The 23,288-nt window shown below is 68.6% G+C and carries 16 protein-coding genes; 7 read left to right on the plus strand and 9 right to left on the minus strand.

Annotated elements, in window-relative coordinates; all coding sequences use genetic code 11:
• Positions 1-6 precede the first annotated feature (6 nt).
• Both OHS03_RS15620 and metH read right to left on the minus strand, forming a co-directional pair.
• Positions 7-1,977, minus strand: a complete 1,971-nt coding sequence (locus tag OHS03_RS15620; RefSeq protein WP_328663548.1) for a serine/threonine-protein kinase — start codon at positions 1,975-1,977, stop codon at positions 7-9.
• Between the two features lie 230 nt (positions 1,978-2,207).
• Complete coding sequence (gene metH / locus OHS03_RS15625) at positions 2,208-5,804, minus strand: methionine synthase (RefSeq protein ID WP_062983348.1); 3,597 nt, start codon at positions 5,802-5,804, stop codon at positions 2,208-2,210.
• A 192-nt stretch (positions 5,805-5,996) separates the two neighbouring features.
• Here metH and OHS03_RS15630 point away from each other — a divergent pair, with 192 nt between their 5' ends.
• Complete coding sequence (locus tag OHS03_RS15630; RefSeq protein ID WP_235569430.1) at positions 5,997-6,827, plus strand: PAC2 family protein; 831 nt, start codon at positions 5,997-5,999, stop codon at positions 6,825-6,827.
• Positions 6,828-7,182: 355 nt separating this feature from the next.
• On the opposite strand, the gene OHS03_RS15635 is transcribed toward OHS03_RS15630, so the two are convergent.
• Positions 7,183-7,488, minus strand: coding sequence for a hypothetical protein (locus OHS03_RS15635; protein ID WP_056809962.1), 306 nt, complete (start codon positions 7,486-7,488; stop codon positions 7,183-7,185).
• Positions 7,489-7,836: 348 nt separating this feature from the next.
• Between OHS03_RS15635 and OHS03_RS15640 the strand changes: the two genes are divergently transcribed.
• From OHS03_RS15640 to OHS03_RS15655, 4 genes are all read left to right on the plus strand, one after another.
• On the plus strand, positions 7,837-8,976 hold the full coding sequence (locus tag OHS03_RS15640) for an NsdA family TPR-like regulatory protein (protein WP_062983552.1): 1,140 nt from the start codon (positions 7,837-7,839) through the stop codon (positions 8,974-8,976).
• 132 nt (positions 8,977-9,108) lie between these two features.
• Positions 9,109-10,614: a TIGR02677 family protein gene (locus OHS03_RS15645; RefSeq protein ID WP_407942514.1), complete on the plus strand. Its 1,506-nt coding sequence runs from the start codon at positions 9,109-9,111 to the stop codon at positions 10,612-10,614.
• Positions 10,611-11,990, plus strand: coding sequence for a TIGR02678 family protein (locus OHS03_RS15650; protein WP_328663553.1), 1,380 nt, complete (start codon positions 10,611-10,613; stop codon positions 11,988-11,990). The genes OHS03_RS15645 and OHS03_RS15650 overlap by 4 nt, the downstream gene beginning before the upstream one ends.
• A 2-nt stretch (positions 11,991-11,992) precedes the next feature.
• Positions 11,993-16,366: an SbcC/MukB-like Walker B domain-containing protein gene (locus OHS03_RS15655; RefSeq protein WP_328663555.1), complete on the plus strand. Its 4,374-nt coding sequence runs from the start codon at positions 11,993-11,995 to the stop codon at positions 16,364-16,366.
• Between the two features lie 22 nt (positions 16,367-16,388).
• On the opposite strand, the gene OHS03_RS15660 is transcribed toward OHS03_RS15655, so the two are convergent.
• Positions 16,389-17,369: a helix-turn-helix transcriptional regulator gene (locus OHS03_RS15660; RefSeq protein ID WP_328663557.1), complete on the minus strand. Its 981-nt coding sequence runs from the start codon at positions 17,367-17,369 to the stop codon at positions 16,389-16,391.
• A gap of 63 nt (positions 17,370-17,432) precedes the next feature.
• On the opposite strand from OHS03_RS15660, the gene OHS03_RS15665 reads away from it, so the two are divergent.
• Positions 17,433-17,861, plus strand: a complete 429-nt coding sequence (locus OHS03_RS15665) for a RidA family protein (protein ID WP_328663559.1) — start codon at positions 17,433-17,435, stop codon at positions 17,859-17,861.
• An 87-nt stretch (positions 17,862-17,948) separates the two neighbouring features.
• Here OHS03_RS15665 and OHS03_RS15670 read toward each other — a convergent pair whose 3' ends face one another.
• The 3 genes from OHS03_RS15670 to OHS03_RS15680 form a co-directional block, all read right to left on the minus strand.
• The gene (locus OHS03_RS15670; protein WP_328663561.1) at positions 17,949-18,728 is read right to left on the minus strand and encodes a hypothetical protein; all 780 of its coding nucleotides are present in this window, start codon (positions 18,726-18,728) and stop codon (positions 17,949-17,951) included.
• An 85-nt stretch (positions 18,729-18,813) separates the two neighbouring features.
• Positions 18,814-19,011, minus strand: coding sequence for a DUF4351 domain-containing protein (locus OHS03_RS15675; RefSeq protein WP_328663563.1), 198 nt, complete (start codon positions 19,009-19,011; stop codon positions 18,814-18,816).
• 80 nt (positions 19,012-19,091) lie between these two features.
• Positions 19,092-20,057 carry a helix-turn-helix transcriptional regulator gene (locus tag OHS03_RS15680; protein WP_328663565.1) on the minus strand — a complete coding sequence of 322 codons (966 nt, stop codon included), beginning with the start codon at positions 20,055-20,057 and terminating at the stop codon, positions 19,092-19,094.
• Between the two features lie 85 nt (positions 20,058-20,142).
• Here OHS03_RS15680 and OHS03_RS15685 point away from each other — a divergent pair, with 85 nt between their 5' ends.
• Entirely contained in the window at positions 20,143-21,282 is a 1,140-nt protein-coding gene (locus OHS03_RS15685; protein ID WP_328663567.1) for an epoxide hydrolase family protein, read from the plus strand.
• A gap of 12 nt (positions 21,283-21,294) precedes the next feature.
• Here the strand turns inward: OHS03_RS15685 and OHS03_RS15690 are convergent, their stop codons facing one another.
• Together OHS03_RS15690 and OHS03_RS15695 are read right to left on the minus strand one after the other, a co-directional pair.
• Complete coding sequence (locus OHS03_RS15690; protein ID WP_255284472.1) at positions 21,295-21,804, minus strand: M15 family metallopeptidase; 510 nt, start codon at positions 21,802-21,804, stop codon at positions 21,295-21,297.
• A 9-nt stretch (positions 21,805-21,813) separates the two neighbouring features.
• Complete coding sequence (locus tag OHS03_RS15695; protein WP_328663569.1) at positions 21,814-23,202, minus strand: ABC1 kinase family protein; 1,389 nt, start codon at positions 23,200-23,202, stop codon at positions 21,814-21,816.
• Positions 23,203-23,288: the final 86 nt, after the last annotated feature.

Genomic DNA, 23,288 nt, shown 5'->3' on the forward strand with positions numbered 1-23,288 from the left:
TTCGCCTCAGACGCCCGATCCGGCGATCTGCAGGTTGCCCGCGTCGCCTGCGACCTGGATCCAGCGGTTCTCCGAGGTCACGGTGCCATTGGCGAGCTGGTAGGTGAGGGTGACCACCGCGCGGTTGGGCCCGCTGGGGGTGATCGAGCCGACAGTCACCGACCGCACCGACGACCAGAACGACGAGTACTGCCCGAACCCGCCGGTCTGCGCCTGGTACCCGGGAGCGAGCTGCGCCCACGCCCCGCCGATATTGCCGGGCAGCATGCCGTAGTACCCGGCGATGAACTGGTTGATCCGGTCCGGGGTGGGCGGGCCGAACGGTGTGGTGGTGACGGTCGTGCTGGTCGGTTTCGGCGTGGTGGGGGTGGGCTTTGCCGAGGTGCTGGTCGGGGTCGCGCCGGTGGTCGTCGCGCCGCCGGGCACGGCGGCGGGCGGAGCCGACACGGTGATCGTTTCCTGCTCCGGCACGATGACGACGGTGCTCACCTTGCCGTCGACCATCGTCGTGACGGTGACCGGCGATGCCGGGGCCTGTGCCTGCTGATCGGGCTCGCGGCCCCGGTCGCGGGTGACCACCAGCACGACGAGCATGACCGTGAAGGCAGCGACGGCCGCAGCCAACAGCAGGACGGCACGACTGTTGTTCGCGCGGTCGGTGCGCGACGGTGGGATGGGGAACGCCGGATGCAGGCCGGAACCGTCCGTCGGCCCGGCTGCCGCCTTGGCGCGCAACTGCGCCTGGGCACCGGCACGTTCGACACCGTCCGCGGCCGAGGACGCGGCGTCACGCGGCCGAACGAGGCCGGGATCGCCTGCCGCTGCCTGCCGCACCGCGCCTGCCTGCCCGACCCCGCCTGCCTCCGCTCGGCCGATTGCTCCGTCCGGTCGGCCCGCTACGTTGACGACCGCGCCCGATGCCGGGGTTCCGCTCGCGTCCGATGCCTGCGGCGCACCCGAGGACGCGCCGGTCGAATTTCGGCCCGAGATGGCCGAGCGGGCAGCCTTGGCCCTTGCGAGACCGCTGCCGAACAACGCGGCCGCACCCGACTTCGCCGCCGCTCCCCCGTTCGCGGGGGCGCCGGGCTGCGGAATCACGGTCGTCGCCGCCTCACCCACCGGCAGGATCTTCGTCGCGGAGGCAGGCAGTGCCGGAACCCGGCCCGCGGCAACGTCTTCCAGCGCGATGCGGGCCTGCGCCATCGTCGGCCGGTCATCGGCCGACGCGGTCAGCAGCCACATCAGGACCGGGGCCAGCGGGCCCGCGTTCTTCGGCGCGGGCACCACGCCGCGCGCGACGGCGTGCAGCACGGCCAGGGGGTTGTCGCCCTCACCGAACGGCGGGGCGCCTTCGGAGGCCGCGTACAGCGTCGAGCCGAGGGCGAACACATCGGCGGCGGGCTTCGGGCTGTCGCCGCGGGCGATCTCGGGCGCCAGGTAGGCAGGGGTGCCCGCGAGGAACCCCGTGGCGGTGACGGTGACGTCCCCGGTCGCGTGCGAGATCCCGAAGTCGGTGAGCTTGACCGTGCCGTCGTCGCCGACGAGCAGGTTGGCCGGTTTCACGTCGCGGTGCATGATCCCGGCGTCGTGGGCCGCCGACAGCGCCGCGGCGGCCTGGGCGCCGATCCCCGCCACCTCGATCGGGGGCAGCGTCACTCCGCCTGCCAGCTTCGCCGCTAGGCTCGGCGCGTTCATATACTCCATGACCAGCCACGGTTGGCCGTCCTCTTCGGCGACATCGAAGACGGTGATGGCGTTCGGGTGGTGCAGGCGGGCAGCGATCCGGCCCTCGCGCATCGCGCGCAGTTTGCCTTCCAGCGCTTGCGTACCGGTGAGACCGGGCGCGAGCAGAACCTGCTTCACCGCGACGGTGCGCCGCAGCCGGACGTCGGTGGCGCGCCACACGACCCCCATCGCGCCCGTGCCGATCGGGTCGGTGAGTCGATAGCGTCCCGCGATCAACCGATCCGATGTCATATCTGTGCCCCTCCTGCTTACCGCTGAGTCGTCTCGCCCTCCGCGCCACAGCGGGATGAAACTTTTCGAGAATTCTACGTGCTGAACTGCTTCGATCCTGTTGCGAGACAGCCCGGCCCGTGGACCCGGCGCCCCATCGTGACCATACTCACAAGCGCCACAACGACAAACGGACCGGCCCGCGGGACCGATCCGATCTGCCGACGCCTCTATCTCGTGCCTGCAGTGTGTCAGGCGTTGAAGTATTTCGCCTCCGGATGCAGCAGCACGAACGCGTCCGTCGACTGCTCGGGATGCAACTGCAGCTCTTCCGAGAGCGTCACCCCGACCCGGCCCGCGTCGAGCAGGTCGACCAGCTTGGCACGATCCTCCAGGTCAGGGCAGGCGCCGTAACCGAAGGAGTAGCGCGCGCCCCGGTAGCCGAGCTTGAAGTAGTCCTGCACGTCTGCGGGATCCTCGGCCGCCACGGACTTGCCGTCGACGGTCAGCTCTTCGCGCACCCGGCGATGCCAGTACTCGGCCAGCGCCTCGGTGAGCTGCACACCGACACCGTGCACCTCGAGATAGTCGCGGTAGTTGTCGGCGGCGAACAGCGCGTTCGCGAAGTCGGCGATCGGCTGACCCATGGTGACCAGCTGGAACGGCAGCACGTCGACCTGTCCGGTCTCACGGGCCTTCTCCCGCGAGCGGATGAAGTCCGAGATGCACAGGAACCGGTCGCGCTGCTGACGCGGGAAGGTGAACCGATACCGTTGTGGCGCATCGGGATTCGGCTCGGTCAACACGATGACCTCGTCGCCCTCGGACACCGCGGGGAAGTACCCGTAGACCAGGGCCGCGTGCTGGAGCACTCCCTCGGTGGCGAGTCGCTCGAGCCAGGCACGCAATCGCGGACGACCCTCGGTCTCCACCAGGTCCTCATAGGTCGGCCCTTCGCCGGCCTTCTGACCACGCAGACCCCACTGGCCCAGGAACAGCGCCCGCTCGTCGAGCAGACCCGAATACTCCGCCAGCGGCAGACCCTTCACCACCCGTGTGCCCCAGAACGGCGGCGTCGGCACCGGCAGGTCCGCGGCGACGTCGGAACGCTCGGGCACCACGATCGGCACCTCGGCGGCCTTGCGCTCGGCCGCGATCCGCTTGGACCGTTCGTGGCGGGCCTTGCGCTCGGCGGCCTTCTCCTTGGCCGCGATCGCCGCGGGGCTGTCGGGATCGAGGCCACCGCCGCGCTTGACGGTCATGATCTCGTCCATCAACCGCAGGCCCTCGAACGCGTCGCGGGCGTAGTACACGTCGCCGTCGTAGACCTCGGTCAGGTCGTTCTCCACGTAGGAACGGGTCAGCGCGGCGCCGCCGAGCAGCACCGGGAACTGTTCGGCGACACCCTTGGTGTTGAGTTCGCCGAGGTTCTCCTTCATCACCACCGTCGACTTCACCAGCAGCCCGGACATGCCGATCACGTCGGCCTTCTTGTCCTGGGCGGCGTCGAGGATGGTCGCGATCGGCTGCTTGATGCCCAGGTTCACGACCTCGTAGCCGTTGTTGGACAAGATGATGTCGACCAGGTTCTTGCCGATGTCGTGGACATCGCCCTTCACCGTCGCCAGCACGATGCGGCCCTTGCCCGCGTCGTCGGTGGCTTCCATGTGCGGTTCCAGGTGCGCGACAGCGGTTTTCATCACCTCGGCCGACTGCAGCACGAACGGCAGCTGCATCTGCCCCGAACCGAACAGCTCACCGACGGTCTTCATGCCCGACAGCAGCGTCTCGTTGATGATCTGCAGCGGCGGCACCGTCTGCATCGCCTCGTCCAGATCATCGCCCAGACCGTTGCGCTCACCGTCGACGATGCGCCGCTCGAGACGCTCGAACAACGGCAGCAGAGCCATCTCCTCCGCACGCGAGGCCCGCGACGATGCCGTCGAGACACCCTCGAACAGCGCCATCAGCTTCTGCAGCGGGTCGTAGTCCTCGCCGCGGCGGTCATAGATCAGGTCGAGGGCGACCTGCTGGTGCTCCTCGGGGATCCGGCTCATCGGCAGGATCTTCGAGGCGTGCACGATCGCCGAGTCCAGACCCGCCTGCACACATTCGTGCATGAACACCGAGTTCAGCACCTGCCGGGCGGCCGGGTTCAGACCGAAGGAGATATTCGACAGGCCAAGGGTGGTCTGCACCTGCGGGCGGCGGCGCTTGAGCTCGCGGATGGCCTTGATCGTCTCCTCACCATCCTTGCGCGACTCCTCCTGTCCGGTGCCGAGGGTGAAGGTCAGGGTGTCGATGATGATGTCGGACTCGGCCAGGCCCCAGTTGCCGGTGATGTCGTCGATGAGCCGCTCGGCGATCGCGACCTTGTGATCGGCGGTGCGCGCCTGACCCTCTTCGTCGATGGTCAACGCGACGACCGCGGCGCCGTGCTCGGAGACCAGGCGCATGATCTGCTGGAACCGCGAATCCGGGCCCGCGCCGTCCTCGTAGTTCACCGAGTTCACCGCGCACCGACCGCCCAGATGCTGCAGACCGGCCTGCAACACCGGCACTTCGGTGGAGTCGAGCATGATCGGCAACGTCGAGGCGGTCGCCAGCCGCGAAGCCAGCTCGTTCATGTCCTCGGCGCCGTCACGGCCCACGTAATCGACGCACAGGTCGAGCATGTGCGCGCCGTCGCGGGTCTGGTCCTTGGCGATCTCGAGGCAGCGCTGCCAGTCTGCGGCCAGCATCGCGTCACGGAAAGCCTTGGAGCCGTTGGCATTCGTACGCTCACCGATCATCATGATCGACGCGTCCTGCTCGAACGGGACAGCGGTGTACATGCTCGACACGGCAGGCTCGTGCTCGGGGTGGCGGCGATCCGCGATCGGGGGCAGCGTCTTCTCGACCTCGCGCACCGCCTCGGCGACCTGCCGGATGTGCTCGGGGGTGGTGCCACAGCAACCACCGACCAGCGACAGCCCGAACTCGGAGACGAACCCGCTCAGCGCGACGGCGAGCTCTTCGGGGTCGAGCGGGTACTCCGCGCCGTTGGCCCCGAGCACCGGCAGACCCGCGTTCGGCATCACCGACACCGGGATGTTCGCGTGCCGCGACAGGTGCCGCAGGTGCTCGCTCATCTCCGCGGGCCCGGTCGCGCAGTTCAGACCGATCATGTCGATACCGAGGGGTTCCAGCGCGGTCAGCGCCGCGCCGATCTCACTGCCGACCAGCATCGTGCCGGTGGTCTCCACGGTGACGTGGGTGATGATCGGGATCCGGCGACCGGCGGCGATCATCGCCCGGCGGCTGCCGGTGATCGCGGCCTTGACCTGCAGCAGGTCCTGGCAGGTCTCGATGAGGATGGCGTCGGCGCCGCCGTCGAGCATGCCGAGCGCCGCTTCGGTGTAGGCATCACGCAGCGACACGAACGGCGCGTGACCCAGGGTCGGCAGCTTGGTTCCCGGGCCCATCGAGCCCAGGACATAACGCGCAGTACCGTCGGCCGAGGGACCCATCTCGTCGGCGACATCGCGGGCGATGCGGGTGCCGCGCTCGGCCAGATCCCGAATCCGGTCCTGGATGTCGTAGTCGGCGAGGTTGGGCAGGTTGCAGCCGAAGGTGTTGGTCTCCACCGCGTCCGCGCCTGCGGCGAAGTAGGCACGGTGGATCTCGGCGAGCACATCAGGGCGGGTGTCGTTGAGGATCTCGTTGCAACCCTCGAGGCCACGGAAGTCGTCGAGCGACAGATCCGCGGCCTGCAACATCGTGCCCATCGCGCCGTCGCCGATGACGACACGCCGCCGCAGCGTGTCGAGGAGCGTGGTATCGAACCCGGTGGGCAAGGACGCAGACATGATTCAAGACTAGAGGGCGCCCCCGACGAACAAGACCACTGTGGGTGAATCAAGTGGCCTGCGCCACTGTCCGCGGCGGAAACACGCAACACCGTCGGTCACCGCAAAACAATTCGCACGAGACACTAGGCTGACCGGGTGGATGCCAGTGAGACCCCCGAGACGGAACTGCCGACCTTGCGCAATCCCGTCATGGTTGCCGCCTTCGAGGGCTGGAACGACGCCGGCGATGCCGCCAGTGGCGCCATCGAGCATCTGGAGTTGATCTGGGATGCCGAGCCGCTGGCCGAGCTCGATTCCGAGGATTACTACGACTACCAGGTGAACCGGCCCACGGTTCGCCAGGTCGACGGCGTGACCAGGGAGATCCAGTGGCCCTCGACGATGCTGTCGGTGTGTTCCCCGCCCGGCAGCGACCGTGACGTGGTGCTGCTGCGCGGCATCGAACCGAATATGAAATGGCGCAGCTTCTGCGACGACCTGCTCGAGTTCATCGAGCAACTGGGTGTGGAGACCGTGGTCATCCTCGGCGCGCTGCTGGCCGATACCCCGCATACCCGGCCGGTGCCGGTGACCGGTTCGGCCTACAGTCCCGAGGCCGCCGAGCGGTTCAGTCTGGAACAGACCAGGTACGAGGGCCCGACCGGGATCACCGGTGTGTTGCAGGACCAGTGTGTGAAGGCCGGTGTGCCCGCGGTGTCGTTCTGGGCCGCGGTCCCGCACTACGTGTCGCAACCGCCGAACCCGAAGGCGACCATCGCGCTGCTGCACCGGGTCGAAGACGTCCTCGATATCGAGGTCCCGCTCGGCGAGCTGCCGAAACAGGCCGAGGAGTGGGAAGCCGCGGTCAACGAGATGACCCTCGGCGACGAGGAGATCAGTGAGTACGTGCGCTCGCTCGAGGAGCGCGGTGACGCGGCGATCGACCTCAACGAGACCATGTCCAAGATCGACGGCGACGCCATCGCGGCGGAATTCGAGAAATACCTGCGCAGGCGCGGTCCGGGTAGCTTCGGCCTGTAGCCCTCGTACACCGGGAGTTCGTCGGAGCCCGCAGTTGTTCGTGATGGTCGGCCGCACCGAGGCTGCCGCCCGAATGGCCTACCTACCATCGAAATAGGCGGCCGAGTACTCTCACGGCAGCGAAATCCCCATTCCGGGCGGGCATTTCACCCTGACACCGCCGCGACGACAGCGCGGCACCCGGCTCATAGCGGCGACACTCCCCGATCGACATCGATTGCGATATCGATCGGGTGCACGCCGCGACGGCAGCGCGGCGGAACGCCGAGGTGTCGGTTCTGCCTGCCGGGCATCTCGGCAGGCCTGCCCGGCCGCTACCGAGATGGCGGATCGGCGCATGCGTCGGATCCCATGGCTAACGCTCCAGGGTCAGTACCTGAGCGGCCGCCTCGTGCGCCAGCTTCGCGATCAGCAGGTCACGCGGAATCGTCTGGCCCGCAAGGTGATCGAGTGACGGCACCACCACGTGGTGGGCATCGGCCCGCTTCAGTTCCTGGGTGAGTTCGGCGAACGCCGCACCGTCACCCGCGGGTGCTTCGTGGAACGTCGCGGCGAAGCACATGCCCGCGGTGCGCGCGAGGCTGCGTAGCGCATCCTCCAATTGGTCGCTCTGGCCATCGGCCAAATCGTCCCGCAAGTATCCATAGATCAACGCTTCCACCCGAACCTCCGTTGGATTGGGATCGCTGTTCTGTTGTCGGACCTGTTGTTTACCGGTCCCCCCGCGTCGCGCGGTGCGCCACGCGGGGGTACTGCGTTGCCCTGCAAGCTCTCCTGCACAGCGGGAACCCGGTTGTCATGCCGAGCACCTGCTTACATCATGAACACTCGCGGCCCCCGGCAGCAGATGTCAATCCGATGACATCTACATGCCCTATCCGGGACGCCGAACGTTAACTGGTGGAATACTACCGCCGTGACCGCAACTGATGATCGACCCGTATGGGCTGTTCGGATGCGCTCGGAACGTGACGCGAGGGGGTGGTCGCAAGGCGATGCCGTTCGCGCGATGCGTGCCAAGTCCTCCCACAACCTGCCGACGGACAGTACCTTGCTGCGCAACTGGCGCCGCTGGGAATCCGGGGAATCGCGACCTGACGAGTTCTACGCGCCGATCATCGCGGCCGCGTTCGACACCGTCCCCGCCGCGTTCTTCCCGAAGTCCCGTCCCAACCGCGATGACGAGCTGTTATCGGCAACCGGTATGGACACTTTGGAGTTCATCGGACGACTCAGGATGTCCGACGTCAACAGCGCCACACTGGACGCGGTGCGGATCACCGCCGAACGGTTGTGCTGTGAATACGCCTATGCCGACCCACATGCGCTGCATACCGAGGGGACCGCGTGGCTGCGCCGGATCACCTCGCTGCTCGACGGCAGACTGACGCTGAGCCAGCATCGAGAGATCCTCGTGCTGGCGGGCTGGGTGGCGTTGCTGGTCGGTTGCGTCGACTACGACCTCGGCCGCAGAGGCGGTGCCGAAGCCACCCGCCGGGCCGCCGATTCCCTCGGTCGGGAAGCGGGCAATCCGGAGATCGTCGGGTGGGCCGCGGAGATGTCGGCGTGGTTCGCGTTGACACAGGGCAACTTTCGTGGCGCGATCGATGTCTCGGAGAAGGCGATGGCCGGTACCACGTCGTCGAGTGTCGGGGTGCAGTTGGCCGCGCAGCGCGCCAAGGGCTGGGCTCGACTCGGTGACCGTCGCGCGATGCAGACCGCGCTCGACGAGGGCAAGGCGATTCTGTCGCGGATGGGTCACCCGGCCGATCTGGACAACCACTTCGTCGTCGACGCCACCAAATTCGACTTCTACGCGATGGACTGCTGCCGGGTGGCCGGCCAGGATCGACTGGCCGAACGCTACGCCCGGCAGGTGATCAGCGATTCGACCCGACCGGACGGTTCGGTCCGCAACCCCATGCGGGTCTCCGAGGCCCGGCTGACCCTGGCTGTCGTCGCGGTGCGCGACCGCGATCTCGAGCGCGCGGTCGAGGAGGGCGTCGCGGCGTTCTCCGCGGGTCGCAAGTCGCTGCCGTCGCTGGCGTGGATCGCGGGCGAGGCGGCCAGGGAGATCATCGAACGCTACCCAGGAGATCAGCGCACCCAATCGTTCCTCGAGCAGCTGCGATCGCTCAATGTCGGATGAGCTCGCCGGGCGATGCCACGCCGATCGGAGACGGGTCCGGCGGAGCACGGGAAGGCCACCACTAACCTGTCTACGGTGACCGACTCCGCCGACGGCCTGCCCAGCGCCGTACCCGCCCTGTGGGACGAACGTCTGCGGTTGTTCTCGTTCGCGACCGCCGAGAAACGCGCCGACTACCTGCGGGTGCTGCGCGCCTTCGACAGCGCTCGTGCCGCCTACGTGGTGTTGTTGCACGCCGACGACGTCGCGGAGTGGATTTCCCGGGTCGAGGCGGGCGGCCGGGTCGAGGCGGCCGCGGGTGTCCCACTGCCCGCGGTCGAGATCGGCCCCCTGCTCGAGCAGTTGCATCGCTGGGGCGTGCTCGAACGCAGCTACGACGGCACCCGGGCGGCGACGCTGGCCGAGTACCGCAACCGGCACTACGTCTACCAGTTCGCGCAGGCCGGTTTCCAGGCCTACCGAGCGGTGGCCGGGGTGCTCGCGGCCCGCATGGAGGACGCGTCGCTGTCGCGGCTCGTGCTCCCCGAGTTGCTCGCCGACCTGCGCACGCTCGCCGCCGCCAACCGCGACGGCGATGCCGAGCGGGTCTACACCACCCTGCGCAGGCTCGACGCCGCGCTCACCGACATGGCCGCACGGGCCGCGCATTTCTACCTGTCACTGGGCGATCTGGTACGCACGACCGAGATCACCCCGGAATCCTTTCTCGCGCACAAGGACGCGTTGCTGGCGCACATGCGGGAGTTCAGCATGGATCTGGCGCGGTTCGCGCCGCGGCTGGCCGCGGCGATCGGCGAGGTCGAGGAGACCGGAGTCGAGCAGTTGATCGGTCGCGCGGCCGGGTGTGACGAGCGGGTGTTGCTGAGCCTGGCCGAGCGCGAAGCGGATTGGCGTTCGCGGTGGGACGGGTTGCGCACCTGGTTCGTCGCCGCGGGCACCGAGTCGGCGGAAACGTGTGAAGCCGACCGGCTGCGCGAGGCGACGATGAGCGCGATCGCGGCGGTGCTGTCGCTGTTGCGCCGGGTCACCGAGACCCGCCGCGGCGGCATCAGTCGGGAATCGGCGTTGCGGCACCTGGCCGAATGGTTCGTCGCCACTCCCACCGCGGGCGGTGCGCACGCGCTCTACGACGCGGTGTTCGGGCTCGGCAAGCCGCGTCATCTGTCGCTGGAACATCCCGATGCGGAGCTGATCCCGACCAGCCGTTCCTGGTGGGACGCACCGCCGTTGGAGATCTCGCGCACCCTGGCCGAGACCGGGCGCGCACCCACCGCGGGCGCGCCCGCCCGGATCGCGCGCAACGACGCGGGCGTGCGGCGGTTGCGTGAGGCCCAACTGGCGGCGCAGCGGGACCGGGCCGCGGCCGCCGCCTCGCTGTCGAAGGGCAATGTGCACGAGCGGGTGCTCGATCAGCGTGAGACCGAGGTGCTGTTGCGCCTGCTCGACGCGGCTTCCACCGCCTGGGTGCCGGTGAGCGGAAACGTCGACGGCACAACAGGTTCCGACAACGGTGTGACGTTGACGGTGCGGCCGTGCGACGGGTCGACGGTGATCCGCACCGCGGTGGGACTGCTGCATCTGAACAATCGCCGCCTCGAGGTACGCAGTGGTTCGGCGCGACGGGGGGTTGCGCGATGAAGCGGCAACGGATCGACGCGCTGGCACTGGACAGCTATCAGCGGGCGGCGCGGGTGATGCTGGCCAATCACCTGGTCACCCGCGTCTACCCCGATCGGATCGCATTGCCGTTGATCCGCCGCTGGGCGACCGAGCTCCGCGAGGACCTGGCCGAATTGTTCGGCTACCGACTGGAAGTCACCGAGACCACGGCCCGGCTCTACCCGGTCCACGATCGACTCGACGATGCCCGGCCCGCTCGCAGCGTCAACGACCGCGTCTTCGACCGCCGCCGCTATGCCTACCTGTCGTTGGCGCTGGCCGCCCTCGGCCGGGCGGGCGACCAGATCACCCTCTCGGAATTGGCCGAGCACGTCGCCGATTACGCGAGCCGGATCGAGGGCATCGACCTGTCGACCGAGCGGGCCGCCGATCGCGACGCCTTCGTCGACGCCGTCGGCTGGCTCGGCGCACGTGGCGCGCTGACGTTGGCCGACGGCGACGCGGGGGGCTGGGCCAGCGACCCGGAGGCGGGCGAGGCGCTCTACGACATCGACCGACCGGTGGTGTTCGCCCTGTTCCGGCCGCCGCGAGCACTCCAACACCTGCACAGCGTGCGCGGTTTGCTGGCCGATGACGCCGACCAGGCATCGCCCGATCAGGCCCGCCGGGTTCGCCGGGCACTGGTCGAGCGCCCGGTCGTCTATCTCGACGAACTGTCGGACGCCGAGCGGGCGCTGCTGGGCCAGGACCGGCTGGTCGGCGAGGTCGAATACTGCACCGGCCTGCGGGCCGAACGCCGGGCCGAGGGTGTGGCGTTGATCGACACCTCGGGTCGGCTGTCCGATACCCGCTTCCCCGGCACCGGCACCCTGGCACAGGTGGCGCTGCTACTGATCGGTGAGATCGCCGACGCGGTTCTCGACATCGACAACCCGGTCGCCCGCCGTCCCGGAGCGCTCGCCCCTGACAACACGTTGCTCGAGCAACTCGATGCGTCCATCCCCACCGCGGGCGTGTTCGCTCCGCTCGCCGACGACATCGAAATAAATACTGCCGCAACAGATTTCGATGACGATGAGACCGATTCTCCCGAACCGGTTACCTATCCGTTCCTGGACGACGCCTGGGTGCGCGCCACGGTCGTCGCGCTCACCGACCGCTACGGCGCGACCTTCGCCGCGCAATGGCAGGCCGATGTCGGCGGGCTCACCACCGAGGTGCTCGCGCTGCTCGCCAAGCTGCGGCTGATCCGGCCGGTCGTCGACGGGCTGCTGGTATTGCCCGCACTGGCCAGATATCGGGGCGCGGTGGTCACCGTGCGAGTGCGCAAGGCCGAGGAATTGTTCGTCACCGCCGCCGATACCGACGGCAGCACCGGAGAGGCAGGGGTCTGAGCATGTCACTCATTCACGGCGGAGTGCGGTTCGTCCCGACCCGGGCGGGCATCGTCAATCTGTGGGACTACCGCGATCAGGAGTTCAGTTTCGCCGACGGCCGTCTGGTGCTGCGCGGACCCAACGGTTCCGGTAAGACCAAGGCGCTGGAGGTGCTGTTCCCGTTCGTGCTGGACGGGCGGATCGAACCGCGCAGGCTGAACCCGTTCGCCGGTGAAGAACGCACCATGAAGTCGAATCTGCTGTACCGCAAGCAGGAGTCGGCCTACTCGTATGTGTGGATGGAGTTCGCGCGCGGCAGCTGGGACGATCCCGAAACCGTCACCGTCGGTATCGGCATGCGCGCCACCCGCTCCTCGGACAAGGTGACCCGCTGGTACTTCGTCGCCGACGGCCGCGCCGGGGTGGACTTCTCCCTCATCGGCCCCGACGACCGTCCGCTCACCCGTAAGCAACTGGCCGAGCAGATCGGCAGCGACGCCATCGTCGACCGTCCCGTCGAGTACCGCGCGGCGATCGACGCGCGCATGTTCGGGCTCGGCGTGCAGCGCTACGACCAGCTGATCAACCTGATTCTCACCCTGCGAAGGCCCCAGCTCGCCAAGAACCTCGACCCACGTGGGCTCTCCCAGGCCCTCACCGACGGCCTTCGCCCTCTCGACGAGCAGTTGATCCTCGATGCCGCTCGCTCGTTCAGCGATATGGAAGAGGTGGGCCGGACCCTCGACGGCCTCGTCCAGGCCGACACCGCTACCCGCCGTTTCGTCGACGTGTACCGCAAATACCTCGCGGTACAGGCGAAAACCGATGTCGACCAGCTCCGCACCCGCCTCGACGCCGTCACCAACGCCTCCACCGCGCTCTTCGCCGCGACGGCCCTGCGGACCCGTCGCGAAACCGACCGCACCGAAGCCGAGACCAGAGCCGAAAACGCCGATCACGCCTACGAACAGGCCATCGCCGACCGCGAGAACCTCCAACGCTCCAGCGCCTACGAGGGCAAACAGCAACTCGACGACCTGGCCGACGCTGTCCGCCGCCTCGAAACCTCCGCCGCGGCCCACCGCGACAAGGCCGCCGAAGCCGCACATACTCTGCAACGCCGCGCCGAAGAAGCTTCCCGGGCCACCGAAGGGGTGCGCACCGCGGCAGCCGCCCTCGTCCGCGGCGAAGACGCGGTCCGCGCCGCCGCCGAAGAAGCAGGCATCGAATGGACTCCGCCCAGCGCCGAAGGCCGGGGCGACCAGTTCACCGCGGCGGTCCGCGGCCACGCCGAAGAACGCGACGCCGATGTCCGCGCCGTACGAAAGGCACTGGGCAAGTGGGAAACCGCCGCAGCGGACCGCACCCGTTCCGAGCGCCTCGCCGAACGCACGATCGAACTGCGTGACTCCGCCGCCGCGGAAGTTGCCCACGCCGAAGCGGCGGTTGCCCTGGCCCGCGGCGAATCCGCGGCTGCCCTGCGCACCTGGTGGAACACCAACACCGAGGTTTTCACACCGGTCACCGAACTCGAAGGTGTGCCCTTGGAAGCCTCCGGAAGCGCGCCGCACACCAGCGGGCCGGTCGACGCCGCGGCCGACCGAGGTCGTGCCGAGGGCTTGTTCGAGGCGCTCGACGCTGCCTTGGCCGGCGCGGGAGTGGCCGACATTCCCTCGGCATCAGAGGTTTTGGCCGAACGATGCGAGCCACTGCAGGAACAGATTCGCACCCGACGCCAGGAAGCCCGGTCCCACGCGAACGCTGCCGCTGCGCGCCGCGACGCGCTGACTGCCGAACGTAAACAGATCGCCGCCCAGCGCGACGACGCTCCCCCACCGCATCCCATCAGAACCGTTGCCCGAGAAGAACTTCCGGGTGCTCCGCTCTGGCAGCTGGTGCGGTTCGCCGACTCGGTGTCCGCTCAGGACGCGGCCGGCATCGAAGCGGCGCTGCAGTCCGGCGGCCTGCTCGACAGCTGGATTTGCGGCCCGACCCTGCCCGCCGACATCGACTCCGACCACTTCCTGCTCCCCTTGCCGGTAGACCAGCGGCCACCCGGCCGCACGCTCGCCGATGTCCTTGTCGTCGAAGAGGATTCCGCCGCGCTCACGGTTCCCACCGAGACGGTCGCCGCCGTGCTGGCCTCCATCGCTGTCCACGACGCCGGCCCGGACTCGACGACGCGCGCCACCGCGACCCCCGGCGCAGCGTCGTGCACCGGGGCAGCGCTCACCGCGCTGACCACCACCGACACCCCGCACGTCGTGGTCGGCCTCGCCGGATCCTTCCGACAGGGCGTTCTCGTCGGCCACCACCACAAGCCCGAGGCCGAGTTCATCGGGACGACCGCGCGAGCCCGCAGGCGTGAGTCCCGCCTCGCCGAGATCGAAGCGGCGATCGAGGCCGCCGCTGCCGAGCACGACGCCGCGCGGGCCGAAGACGCTTCGGCCACTGCGCAATTGGCCGCGTTGTCGGCAGCTGCCAAGGCTCTGCCGCGCCCGTCGGCGGTGACCTCCGCCTTGCGGGCCGTAGCCGAGACCGCCGGTCTGATGCGTTCACGGGTGGAGGCCGCGACGCAGGCCGAGCGCGAACTCGACCAGGCCGTCGCCGAAGTCGCGGCCCTGGACAAGAAGGTTCGCGCCGCCGCCGCGGCACACCGAACCCCCCGCGAGGCGCGCGAACTCGACGCGCTGGCCGCCGCTATCCGGCATTTCGAGAACACCGGCACCGGACTGCTCCGCCTGCGCGCCGAGCACGAGCGGGAACGCGAACGCGAACGCGAGGGCGCCGACCGGCACGACGAAGCGCGGGCCCTGGCCGAGGCGTTCGCCGAAGAGGCCGAGGCGGCCCGGCTCGGCTATACCGAACAGCAACGCAAACTCGAAACGCTGCGAGAGGCGTTGGGCGCCAGTGCTGCCGACATCGACCGCGACCTCGAGCTGGCCCGTGGCGCCATCGAGGCAGCCAAGGCCGAACAGCGGGCCGCGCGCAAGGCCGCCAATGCCGCCATCGAGGCGGTCGGCGACGCCGAGGCCGCCTATCGCACCGCCAACGAAGCGCTCGCCACCGCGCTCACCGAGGTGCTCGGCGAGGTGCGTTCGCTGGCCCCCTACGCCCGCCCCGACCTGCTGAGCCTGCTCGGCGCCTCGGTCGAACACCGTTGGCCCAGCAGCGATGCCGCGTGGTCCACCCCGGAACAGCTGCAGTACCGCATCGTCGCCGCAGGCCCGGAAACCGACCCGGTCGTCCTGCCCGACGAGGTGGCGGCCCTGTTCGCCGACCTCGACACCGCCACCAGCCAGGTGCGCGCCACCGAAGCCGGTCGCAAGTCCACCCGGTCCGCGGTGACCAGCGCACTCCAGGAGTTCGATGCCGCGCTCACTGCATCCGGTCGTGACTACCGTCTGAACTGGGACGCCGCCGACGGGCTCACCGTCGTCGCCGTCCACGACGAGAACGGCCAGGCCGCCCTCGCCGACTTCGCCGCCCGCATCGACGCCGCCCGCCGTGACCAGGAACTACTGCTCACCGACGCCGAACGCCGCATCCTCGAAGACGCGCTGCTCACGGGCCTGGCCCAGCAGATCCACGAACGCACCACCGACGCTCGCGAACTCATCTCCCGCATGGGCGCGGAGATGAAGCAGCGGCGGATGTCGTCGGGCAACACCATCGGCGTACACTGGATCCTCGCCGACGGACTGTCGGAGTCCGCGCGCTCGATATGCAAACTCCTCGACCGCGACACCACCGCCCTCAGTTCGGAAGACCTCGGCTCGGTCCGCGCCCATTTCGCGGCCGAGATCCGCGCCGCCCGCACCGCGCACCCGGAACGCTCGTACCCCGAAATCCTCGCCGCCACCCTCGATTACCGCACCTGGCGAGTCTTCTCGTTCACCCTCATCTCCGGCGACGGCACCGAGGACAAACTCACCGTCGCCCGCCACAGCGCCCTCTCCGGCGGCGAACAGTCGGTCTCGCTGCACCTTCCCCTCTTCGCCGCCGCCCACGTGATGCTCGACTCGGCCGATCCGCAGGCTCCGCGCCTGCTGGCCCTCGACGAAGCCTTCGCCGGCGTCGACGACAACGGTCGCAGCGAATTGCTCAGCCTCAGCGTGCAATTCGACCTCGACCTGTTCATGACCGGTTACGACCTGTGGATCACCTACGCCCACGTCCCCGGCTGCGCGCATTACGACCTGGCTCATTCCACCGCCGAGAATACTGTCAGCGCGACACTTCTCGTCTGGGACAGCGGTGAGCTCCTCGCCGAACACGACGGCGGCGACCTCACCACGGCACTGGGCTCCCCCAACCGCCGTCGCGTTGCCAACACCATCGAGGGCGGGTTGACGCTGGAGGGCATGCCCGGCGAACCGGCATCGGTGGGCTGAACTCGCGGGTCCCTGCGGCCCATCAACTGCCGGATGACGTTTCGTAGCACGTGGCGAGCGCGGCGGCTCGCTTGCGCAGGGAAGTGCGCAACCACGGTGGGGTCAGCACCTCCGCGTCAGTGGCGAGCTGCCACATCGCCCACTCGGCATGTCTGGAATCCTGGAAGGTGACCTCCAGCCGCAGCACGCCATCGTGGTCCGCTTCCTCGCTGTGGACGGCCAGCGCGGTGCCGACCAGTTCCTCGCGCCGCGTCGGGTTCACCCGAACCTGCACGGTGACCAGATCGCCACCGGCGCGGAACTGCTCGCTGCGTTGCTGCCATGCCTGATCCAGATCGACCCGGTCCGGTCGCTGTGCGGGTTCGTCGAGCTCCTCGGCGGCCACGATCCGCGACAGTCGGTAGGTGCGGTCCGCGCCGGATCTCGTCGCGAGCAAATAGCCCTGGCGTCGGACGGTGACCAGGCCGATCGGGTCCACCGTGCGCCATTCGGCGCCATGGCCGACGGCCTCGTAGTTGATGCGCAGCTTGTGTCCGGCGAGCACCGCGCGCCGGACCTCGGTCACGATCGTGTCGGACAGGTCCTCGGTGTCCAGCCGCCGCGACAGGAGGTCGGTCTCCGGGTCGATGAGCAATCGCTCGGCCGCGTCGCTCGCGATCTCCCGATAGTTCTCGGGCAGCGCGTCGACCACCTTGAGCATGGCCGACGCGAGCGCCGAGCCGAGCCCGAACGCCTGTGCGCCACGCCGTGATCCAGCGATCAGCAACGCCAGTGCCTCGTCGTGATTCAGCCCGGTGAGCTCGGTCCGGAACCCGGGCAACAACGCGAACCCGCCGTGCCTGCCGCGTTCGGCGTAGACAGGCACGCCGGCGGTGGACAGCGCCTCGATGTCGCGCAGCACGGTGCGGGTGGACACCTCCAGCTCGCGCGCGAGGGTTTCGGCCGACAGCCGACCGTGGCGACGCAGCAGGAGCACCAGGGAGACCAACCGGTCAGCTCGCATAGGAAAAACTATGCCAGGAATACACGACACAGGATGTCGTGTATTCCTGGCAGGTTCATCGGCATGACGAACACCGAGCACGCACCCCGCCCGACCCACACCGTCGTCAACCCCGACGGCCTACACGATCCGATTCCCTTCGGCTACAGCCACACCGCCGTCGTCCCCGCGGGAACGGAGCTGGTTCTCGTCTCGGGTCAGTACGGCTCCCGACCCGACGGCGCGGTCGTCTCCCCGGACTTCACCGACCAGGTCGACCAGACCTTCCGCAACATCGCCACCGCACTGGCCGCCCACGGCCTCGACCTCGGCCACGTCGTCCAGCTCCGGACCTACGTCGTGCATCACGACGTCACCAAACTCGGCCCCATCGCGGCCGCGGTACAGGCGAACTGGGGCACGACCCCACCCACTCAGACCCTCATCGGCGTCGCGAGCCTCGCCACTCCCGATGTGCTGTTCGAGGTCGAAGCCCTCGCCGCCCGCCCCTGACCCGGCTCGGGTGCCGTAGCGCGGGGAGCGCGTCACCGGACACCCGGGGTCGTTCGATCAGGAGTCGCCTCGTAGGCACACGGCCGCTTACGAGGCGCGGGCGACTGGTCGAGCCCACCCGAGGACATCGTGGATCTCGACGAGCAAGTCGAGCAGGTCGAGATCCACGGTCCGGTCGAATGCCGCGGTCACAGCTTCCATGGCAGACCCATCGCTGAGCCAGCCGACCAGTTCGTCGTACGCGACCCAGCCGCGGTCCCAGTAGGAGTTCGTCGGAATCACCCTGCTGTCCGCGAGCCGGCATCCGTGCACGACGAACTCGTGCAGATTCCGCACCGACAGCGCAGAATCGAGCAGCTCCCACTCCGCGAGCCGCGCGGCGATCGTGGACTCAGCCGCACCCAGTGCGCAGAGGACGACAGCGATGCCCGTTCGTGGATGCGCAGTGGTGAACATGCTGTGCCACCACGCGTCCAGCACCTCGGCGATCGCGTCGGCCTGTGGCCACGATTGCCAGCCGACGCTGCCGAGTTTGCAATACACGACCTCCATATCGGGCATGTGCGGATCGTCGGTGTGGAGCAGTTGCAGGATGCGACCGGTCAAGTAACGCAGATCCGCCTCCGACCCCACCGTGCCCAACACACGAAAGGCATAGACGCCCAGCTCGGTTCCGGTGAGCTGATGGCGCGGCTTGTTCAGCAGTACCGCGTAGTCCGCCGGATTCCGGCAGCACGAGCAAGCCTCGATAGCGGTCGGCGGACCTAGTGCTGCGAACGCGTCATCGAGTGCGAGCAGCGCTCCTGCGAGCGCGCGATCGACCCCGATGTAAGTCGACCTGCACGGCACTCGCGAGTCATCGACCACCCGCCTCACACTACAAGCGGTTCGGATTGGCCCCCGCTGATCTGGGCCGGCTGAGAGCTCGCTGGACAGCGGCGGCCGCAACGACTCAGGCGAGAGTGTCCTCGATGGTCGACGCGGTAAGAATCTGGTCGGCCCAGCGATGCAGATCGCCGGGGCTCGCCGCCCTGACCTGACGAATGGTCGATTCGGACAGTTCACCGAACTTACGCCCGAGCAGTCGGATCAGAAGGTTGGCTTCACCCTTGGCTTCGCCTTCAGCGCGAAGCATCTCCCCGGAAGTCACAATGACCTCCTTCGCCCGCTACCCGCCATAGCCATAACCTACTCTGCGGCCGGCTCGGCGAGGGCGCGATGGTGGCCGGGTTACCCGGTCGGCAAGGCGGCGGTCAGGCGGTGCACGAGGGTGCGCATACTCGCGGCCAGTTCTGGCGAATTGCGTACGTGGAAGGGGACACCGAGGGTGGTCAGCTGGGTGGCGAGCCACGCGGGGTCGTCGTCTCGGGTGGCGGTGAGACGGCACGTGGCGTCGCTGACGGGGTGCAGGGTGTTCGGTTCTTCGCCGAGGCGGCCCGCGATGCGACCGTGTGGTGCTTCGATGGTGACGTCGACGTGGTATTCGGGTGTGGCCCAGTCGGTTCGGCGGCCTGCGACGTAGTCGGCCGGATCAGCGGCGGGGAGGTCGCGGGGGGTGATGCGGGCGCCGGTGGGGTGGGGGGTTTCGATGCGGTCGGCGCGGTAGCTGCGCCAGGCGTCGCGGTCGAGATCGTAGGCGACGAGGTACCAGCGGCGGCCCGCTGCGACGACACCGGCGGGCTCGGTGTGGCGGCGGGATTCGGCGCCGGTGGCGTCACGGTAGGTGAAGCGCAGGCGTTCTCGGTTGGTGACAGCGGCGGCGAGGGTGGTGAGGACCTCGGGGTCGACGGTCGGGCCCTCGCCCGCGCGGACCGCGACCGCCGAACCGACCACGCGCACCCGTCTGCGCAGTTTCGCCGGCAGGACTTGCTCGAGTTTGGTCAAGGCCCGCACCGAGGCGTCCTCGATGCCCGCGACCGCTTGTCCCGCAGCGACTCTCAGCCCGACAGCCACCGCGACCGCCTCGTCCGCGTCGAGGATCAACGGCGGCAACGCCGAACCCGCGGTGAGCCGGTACCCACCGGCGGCACCCATCGCCGCGACCACCGGGTACCCCAGCTCCCGCAGCCGGTCGACGTCGCGTCGCACGGTCCGGTCGGTGACGCCGAGCCGATCGGCCAGTTCGCTGCCCGGCCACTCCCGTGGCATCTGCAACAGGGAGAGCAAACGGAGCAGGCGGGCGGCGGTGTCGGTCATGTTCTCGATTCTGCCGGATATCTAGGACCGAAGCTGTCCTAGATGGTTCGTAACGTCGGAATCACACCGACACCGAGGAGTTCCGATGAGCACCATTCGCCCGTTCCGCATCGACATCCCCCAGTCCGAGATCGACGACCTGCACGACCGGCTGAGCAGGGCGCGCTGGGCGGCTCAACTGCCGGGCGAAGGCTGGGAGCGCGGCATCCCCGCCGAGTACCTGCGCGAGCTCGCCCAGTACTGGGTGCACGAATTCGATTGGCGGGCACAAGAAGCCGCGCTGAATGCGTTTCCCCAGTTCCTCACCGAGATCGACGGCCTCGACGTCCATTTCGTGCACGTTCGCTCCCCCGAGCCCGACGCGGTGCCGCTGCTGCTGACCCACGGCTGGCCCAACTCGTTCGTGGAGTTCACCCGCACCATCGGCCCACTCACCGATCCGCGCGCCCATGGCCTCGACCCCGCGCTCGCCTTCGACGTGGTGATCCCGTCCGTCCCCGGCTTCGCCTTCTCGGCGGCGCCGCGCGAACCCGGAATGACCACCGCACGGGTCGCCGCGATGTGGGCCACTCTGATGGACCGCCTCGGCTATGACCGCTACGGCACGCAGGGCGGTGACCTCGGCGCCTACATCGCGCCGGAGATGGCGCTCGCCGCCCCGGAACACGTGATCGGCGTGCATCTCGACGGCGGGATCGGCATGCCGACCGAGGCAGACGTGCCCGCGATGTCGGCCGAGGATCGCGCGCAGTGGGCGGAAATGCAGCAGTGGATGACCGGCGGCGTCGACCACCACGCCCTGTTGCGGGCGGCGCCGCAAACCTTCGCCCTCGGCTGGAACGATTCGCCGGTCGCACTGCTGGCATGGATGATGCAGAAGTTCCAGGAGTTCGCCTACATGGCCGACCGCGCCGAAGACGTGATCGAGCGCGACCACCTGCTGACCAACATCGCCCTGTACTGGTTCACCCAGACCACCGGCACCTCGTCCTGGCCGATGTACGACGGACTGCGCGACGGTGGCGGATTCAGTTGGCCCACCGACCAGAACCTGGTGCCGACCGGCGTCTACGGCGGCGGTTCACCGCTCATGCGCACCCTCGCCGACCGGGGCAACAAGATCACCCACTGGCCGTCGGGAAATCCGGGCAACCATTTCGTCGCGATGGAGGAACCCGTCGCCCACGTCGCCGACATCCGGACATTCTTCGCCGCGCTGCGCTGAACTGGTTCCGCTCTAGCGTTGGCTCGCGTCCGGTACCCGAGGCGGACACGGTGTGCCGGGCGCGGTGACCAACTCGAAATGCCACCACTCGTTGTCGAAGGTGCGGCACAACCCCCACCGGTTGCCGTTGTTCTCGAGCCACTGCGCCCCCACCTGCGGGCCGACATCGACGGCGCGACCGGAGACATGGGTGGATTCCTCCGGCGGCAGCACCCAGCGGCGCGCTTCCTCGGGGCTGCCGTAGGTGGCGAGGCCGTCCTGCCAGAGCCATTGCTGCTGCTCGTAGGTGCGATGGCCGGAGGTGATCGACAGCGGCACATCCTCGGCATGGGCCTGCTTCTCGGCGAGGGTGTAGGCGGCGGCGAGCGGTGGGTCGAGGCCTTCGGTGCCCGCGGCCGATTGGAACTGTTCGCGCGGCTCGGGCTGGGCGCCGACGGTGCCGATGCCGACGGCGGTCACTGCGGCGGCGGCCGTCATCGTCACCAGGATCCGGTCGGCCGCGCGGCCGAGCACAGTTTTCATAGGCGGATTCTATCGACCCGCCCGGTCGCCGAGACCGAGGCGCCACTGCTGGATCACCCGGCCGGTTTCGGTCTGCGGAGGTTCGTCGTAGAGCCATTCGCGGGCGAGCTGATGCCAGTTGGCGGTGGCGCGCAGCTGACCGAGGGTGGCGAAGGTGAACAGGTCGGCGCGACGGGAGAACACGTGTTCGGGCGGCAACAGCTGTTTGTGCATGCCCTGGAAGTCCGACGAGCGCGGATCGATGGCGAGAAGCAGTGCGCCGGTCGCCAATTCGGGGGTGATCGTGACGGCCTCGTCGAGCAGGTGCCAGCCGGTGGCGGCCCAGACGTAGGCCAGACTCTCCTCCGCGGTGACCTCGGAATCGGGGTCGATGATCCCCCTACCCACCCACGCCGCGAACAGATCCTCGCCCCGGCCTTCCGCGGCTGCCCGCAGGACATCACGTTCGAATTCGACGTGATCGGGGTCCATCTCCTTGTAGAGACCGAAGTCGACGAAGGCGAGCTTGCCGTCGGCGGCCAGCAGCACATTGCCCGGATGCGGATCGCCACAGAACTCGTTGTCGGCGAACAGACCGGCGATATAGAAGCGATAGATCAGTTCACCGAGCCGGTCACGTTCGGCGGCGGGCAGGGTCTGGATATGCGAAAAGGGATGCCCCTCGACGAATTCGGTGACCAGCACGTTGTGCGTACAGAATTCCTCGATGCTGTCGGGCACGGTGATGAACGGATGGCCACGATAGCGCTGCGCGACCCGATGCTGAGTTCGAGCCTCGCGCTCGTAGTCGAGTTCGCTGCGCAGATTGCTGGCGACCTCCTCCAGCACGCCCGTATCGGCCAAGCTCGGCAGCGCCGTTCTCGCCATCTTGGCGAGGAACTCGAGATTGCTGATATCGGCGTGGACGGCGCGCTCGACCCCGGGATACTTCACCTTGACCGCGACGACACGCCCGTCGTGCAGACGTGCCCGGTGCACCTGGCCGATCGACGCCGCCGCGATCGCTGTCTCACCGAACTCGACGAAGGTCCGCGACAAGGGACCGAGATCGTCCTCGATCACCTGCCGCATCGTCGAGAACGGCATCGCGGGCGCCCGGTCCTGCAGGGCCGCGAGCTGGGCACGGAACTGCTCTCGATGGGCTTCGGGCACGAAGTCGAGATCGAGCACCGACCCCATCTGCCCGAGTTTCATCGCCGAGCCCTTCATGCTCCCCAGGACCGCGACGATCTGCTGGGCCTTCATCATCGCCGACCTCTCGGCCAGTACCTCCCGCGCCTCGTCGGTGCGGCCTATCATCGACAGCCGCCGCCCGACTTCCCGCATGGCCTGACCGGCGGCGAACTGCCCCAACTTCGCGCTGCGCGTCACCCGCCCCCTCGGCACTGAACCGCTCACCAATCCGCACCCCTGTCAGGCCCTGTCCGCCGTATGTCGGGCGTCACATTACACCGGGTGACGGGCACCGCCGAGCTCGCGAAACA

The organism is Nocardia salmonicida, from assembly GCF_036142455.1.
In the GTDB taxonomy this organism is placed as follows: Bacteria; Actinomycetota; Actinomycetes; order Mycobacteriales; family Mycobacteriaceae; genus Nocardia; species Nocardia salmonicida.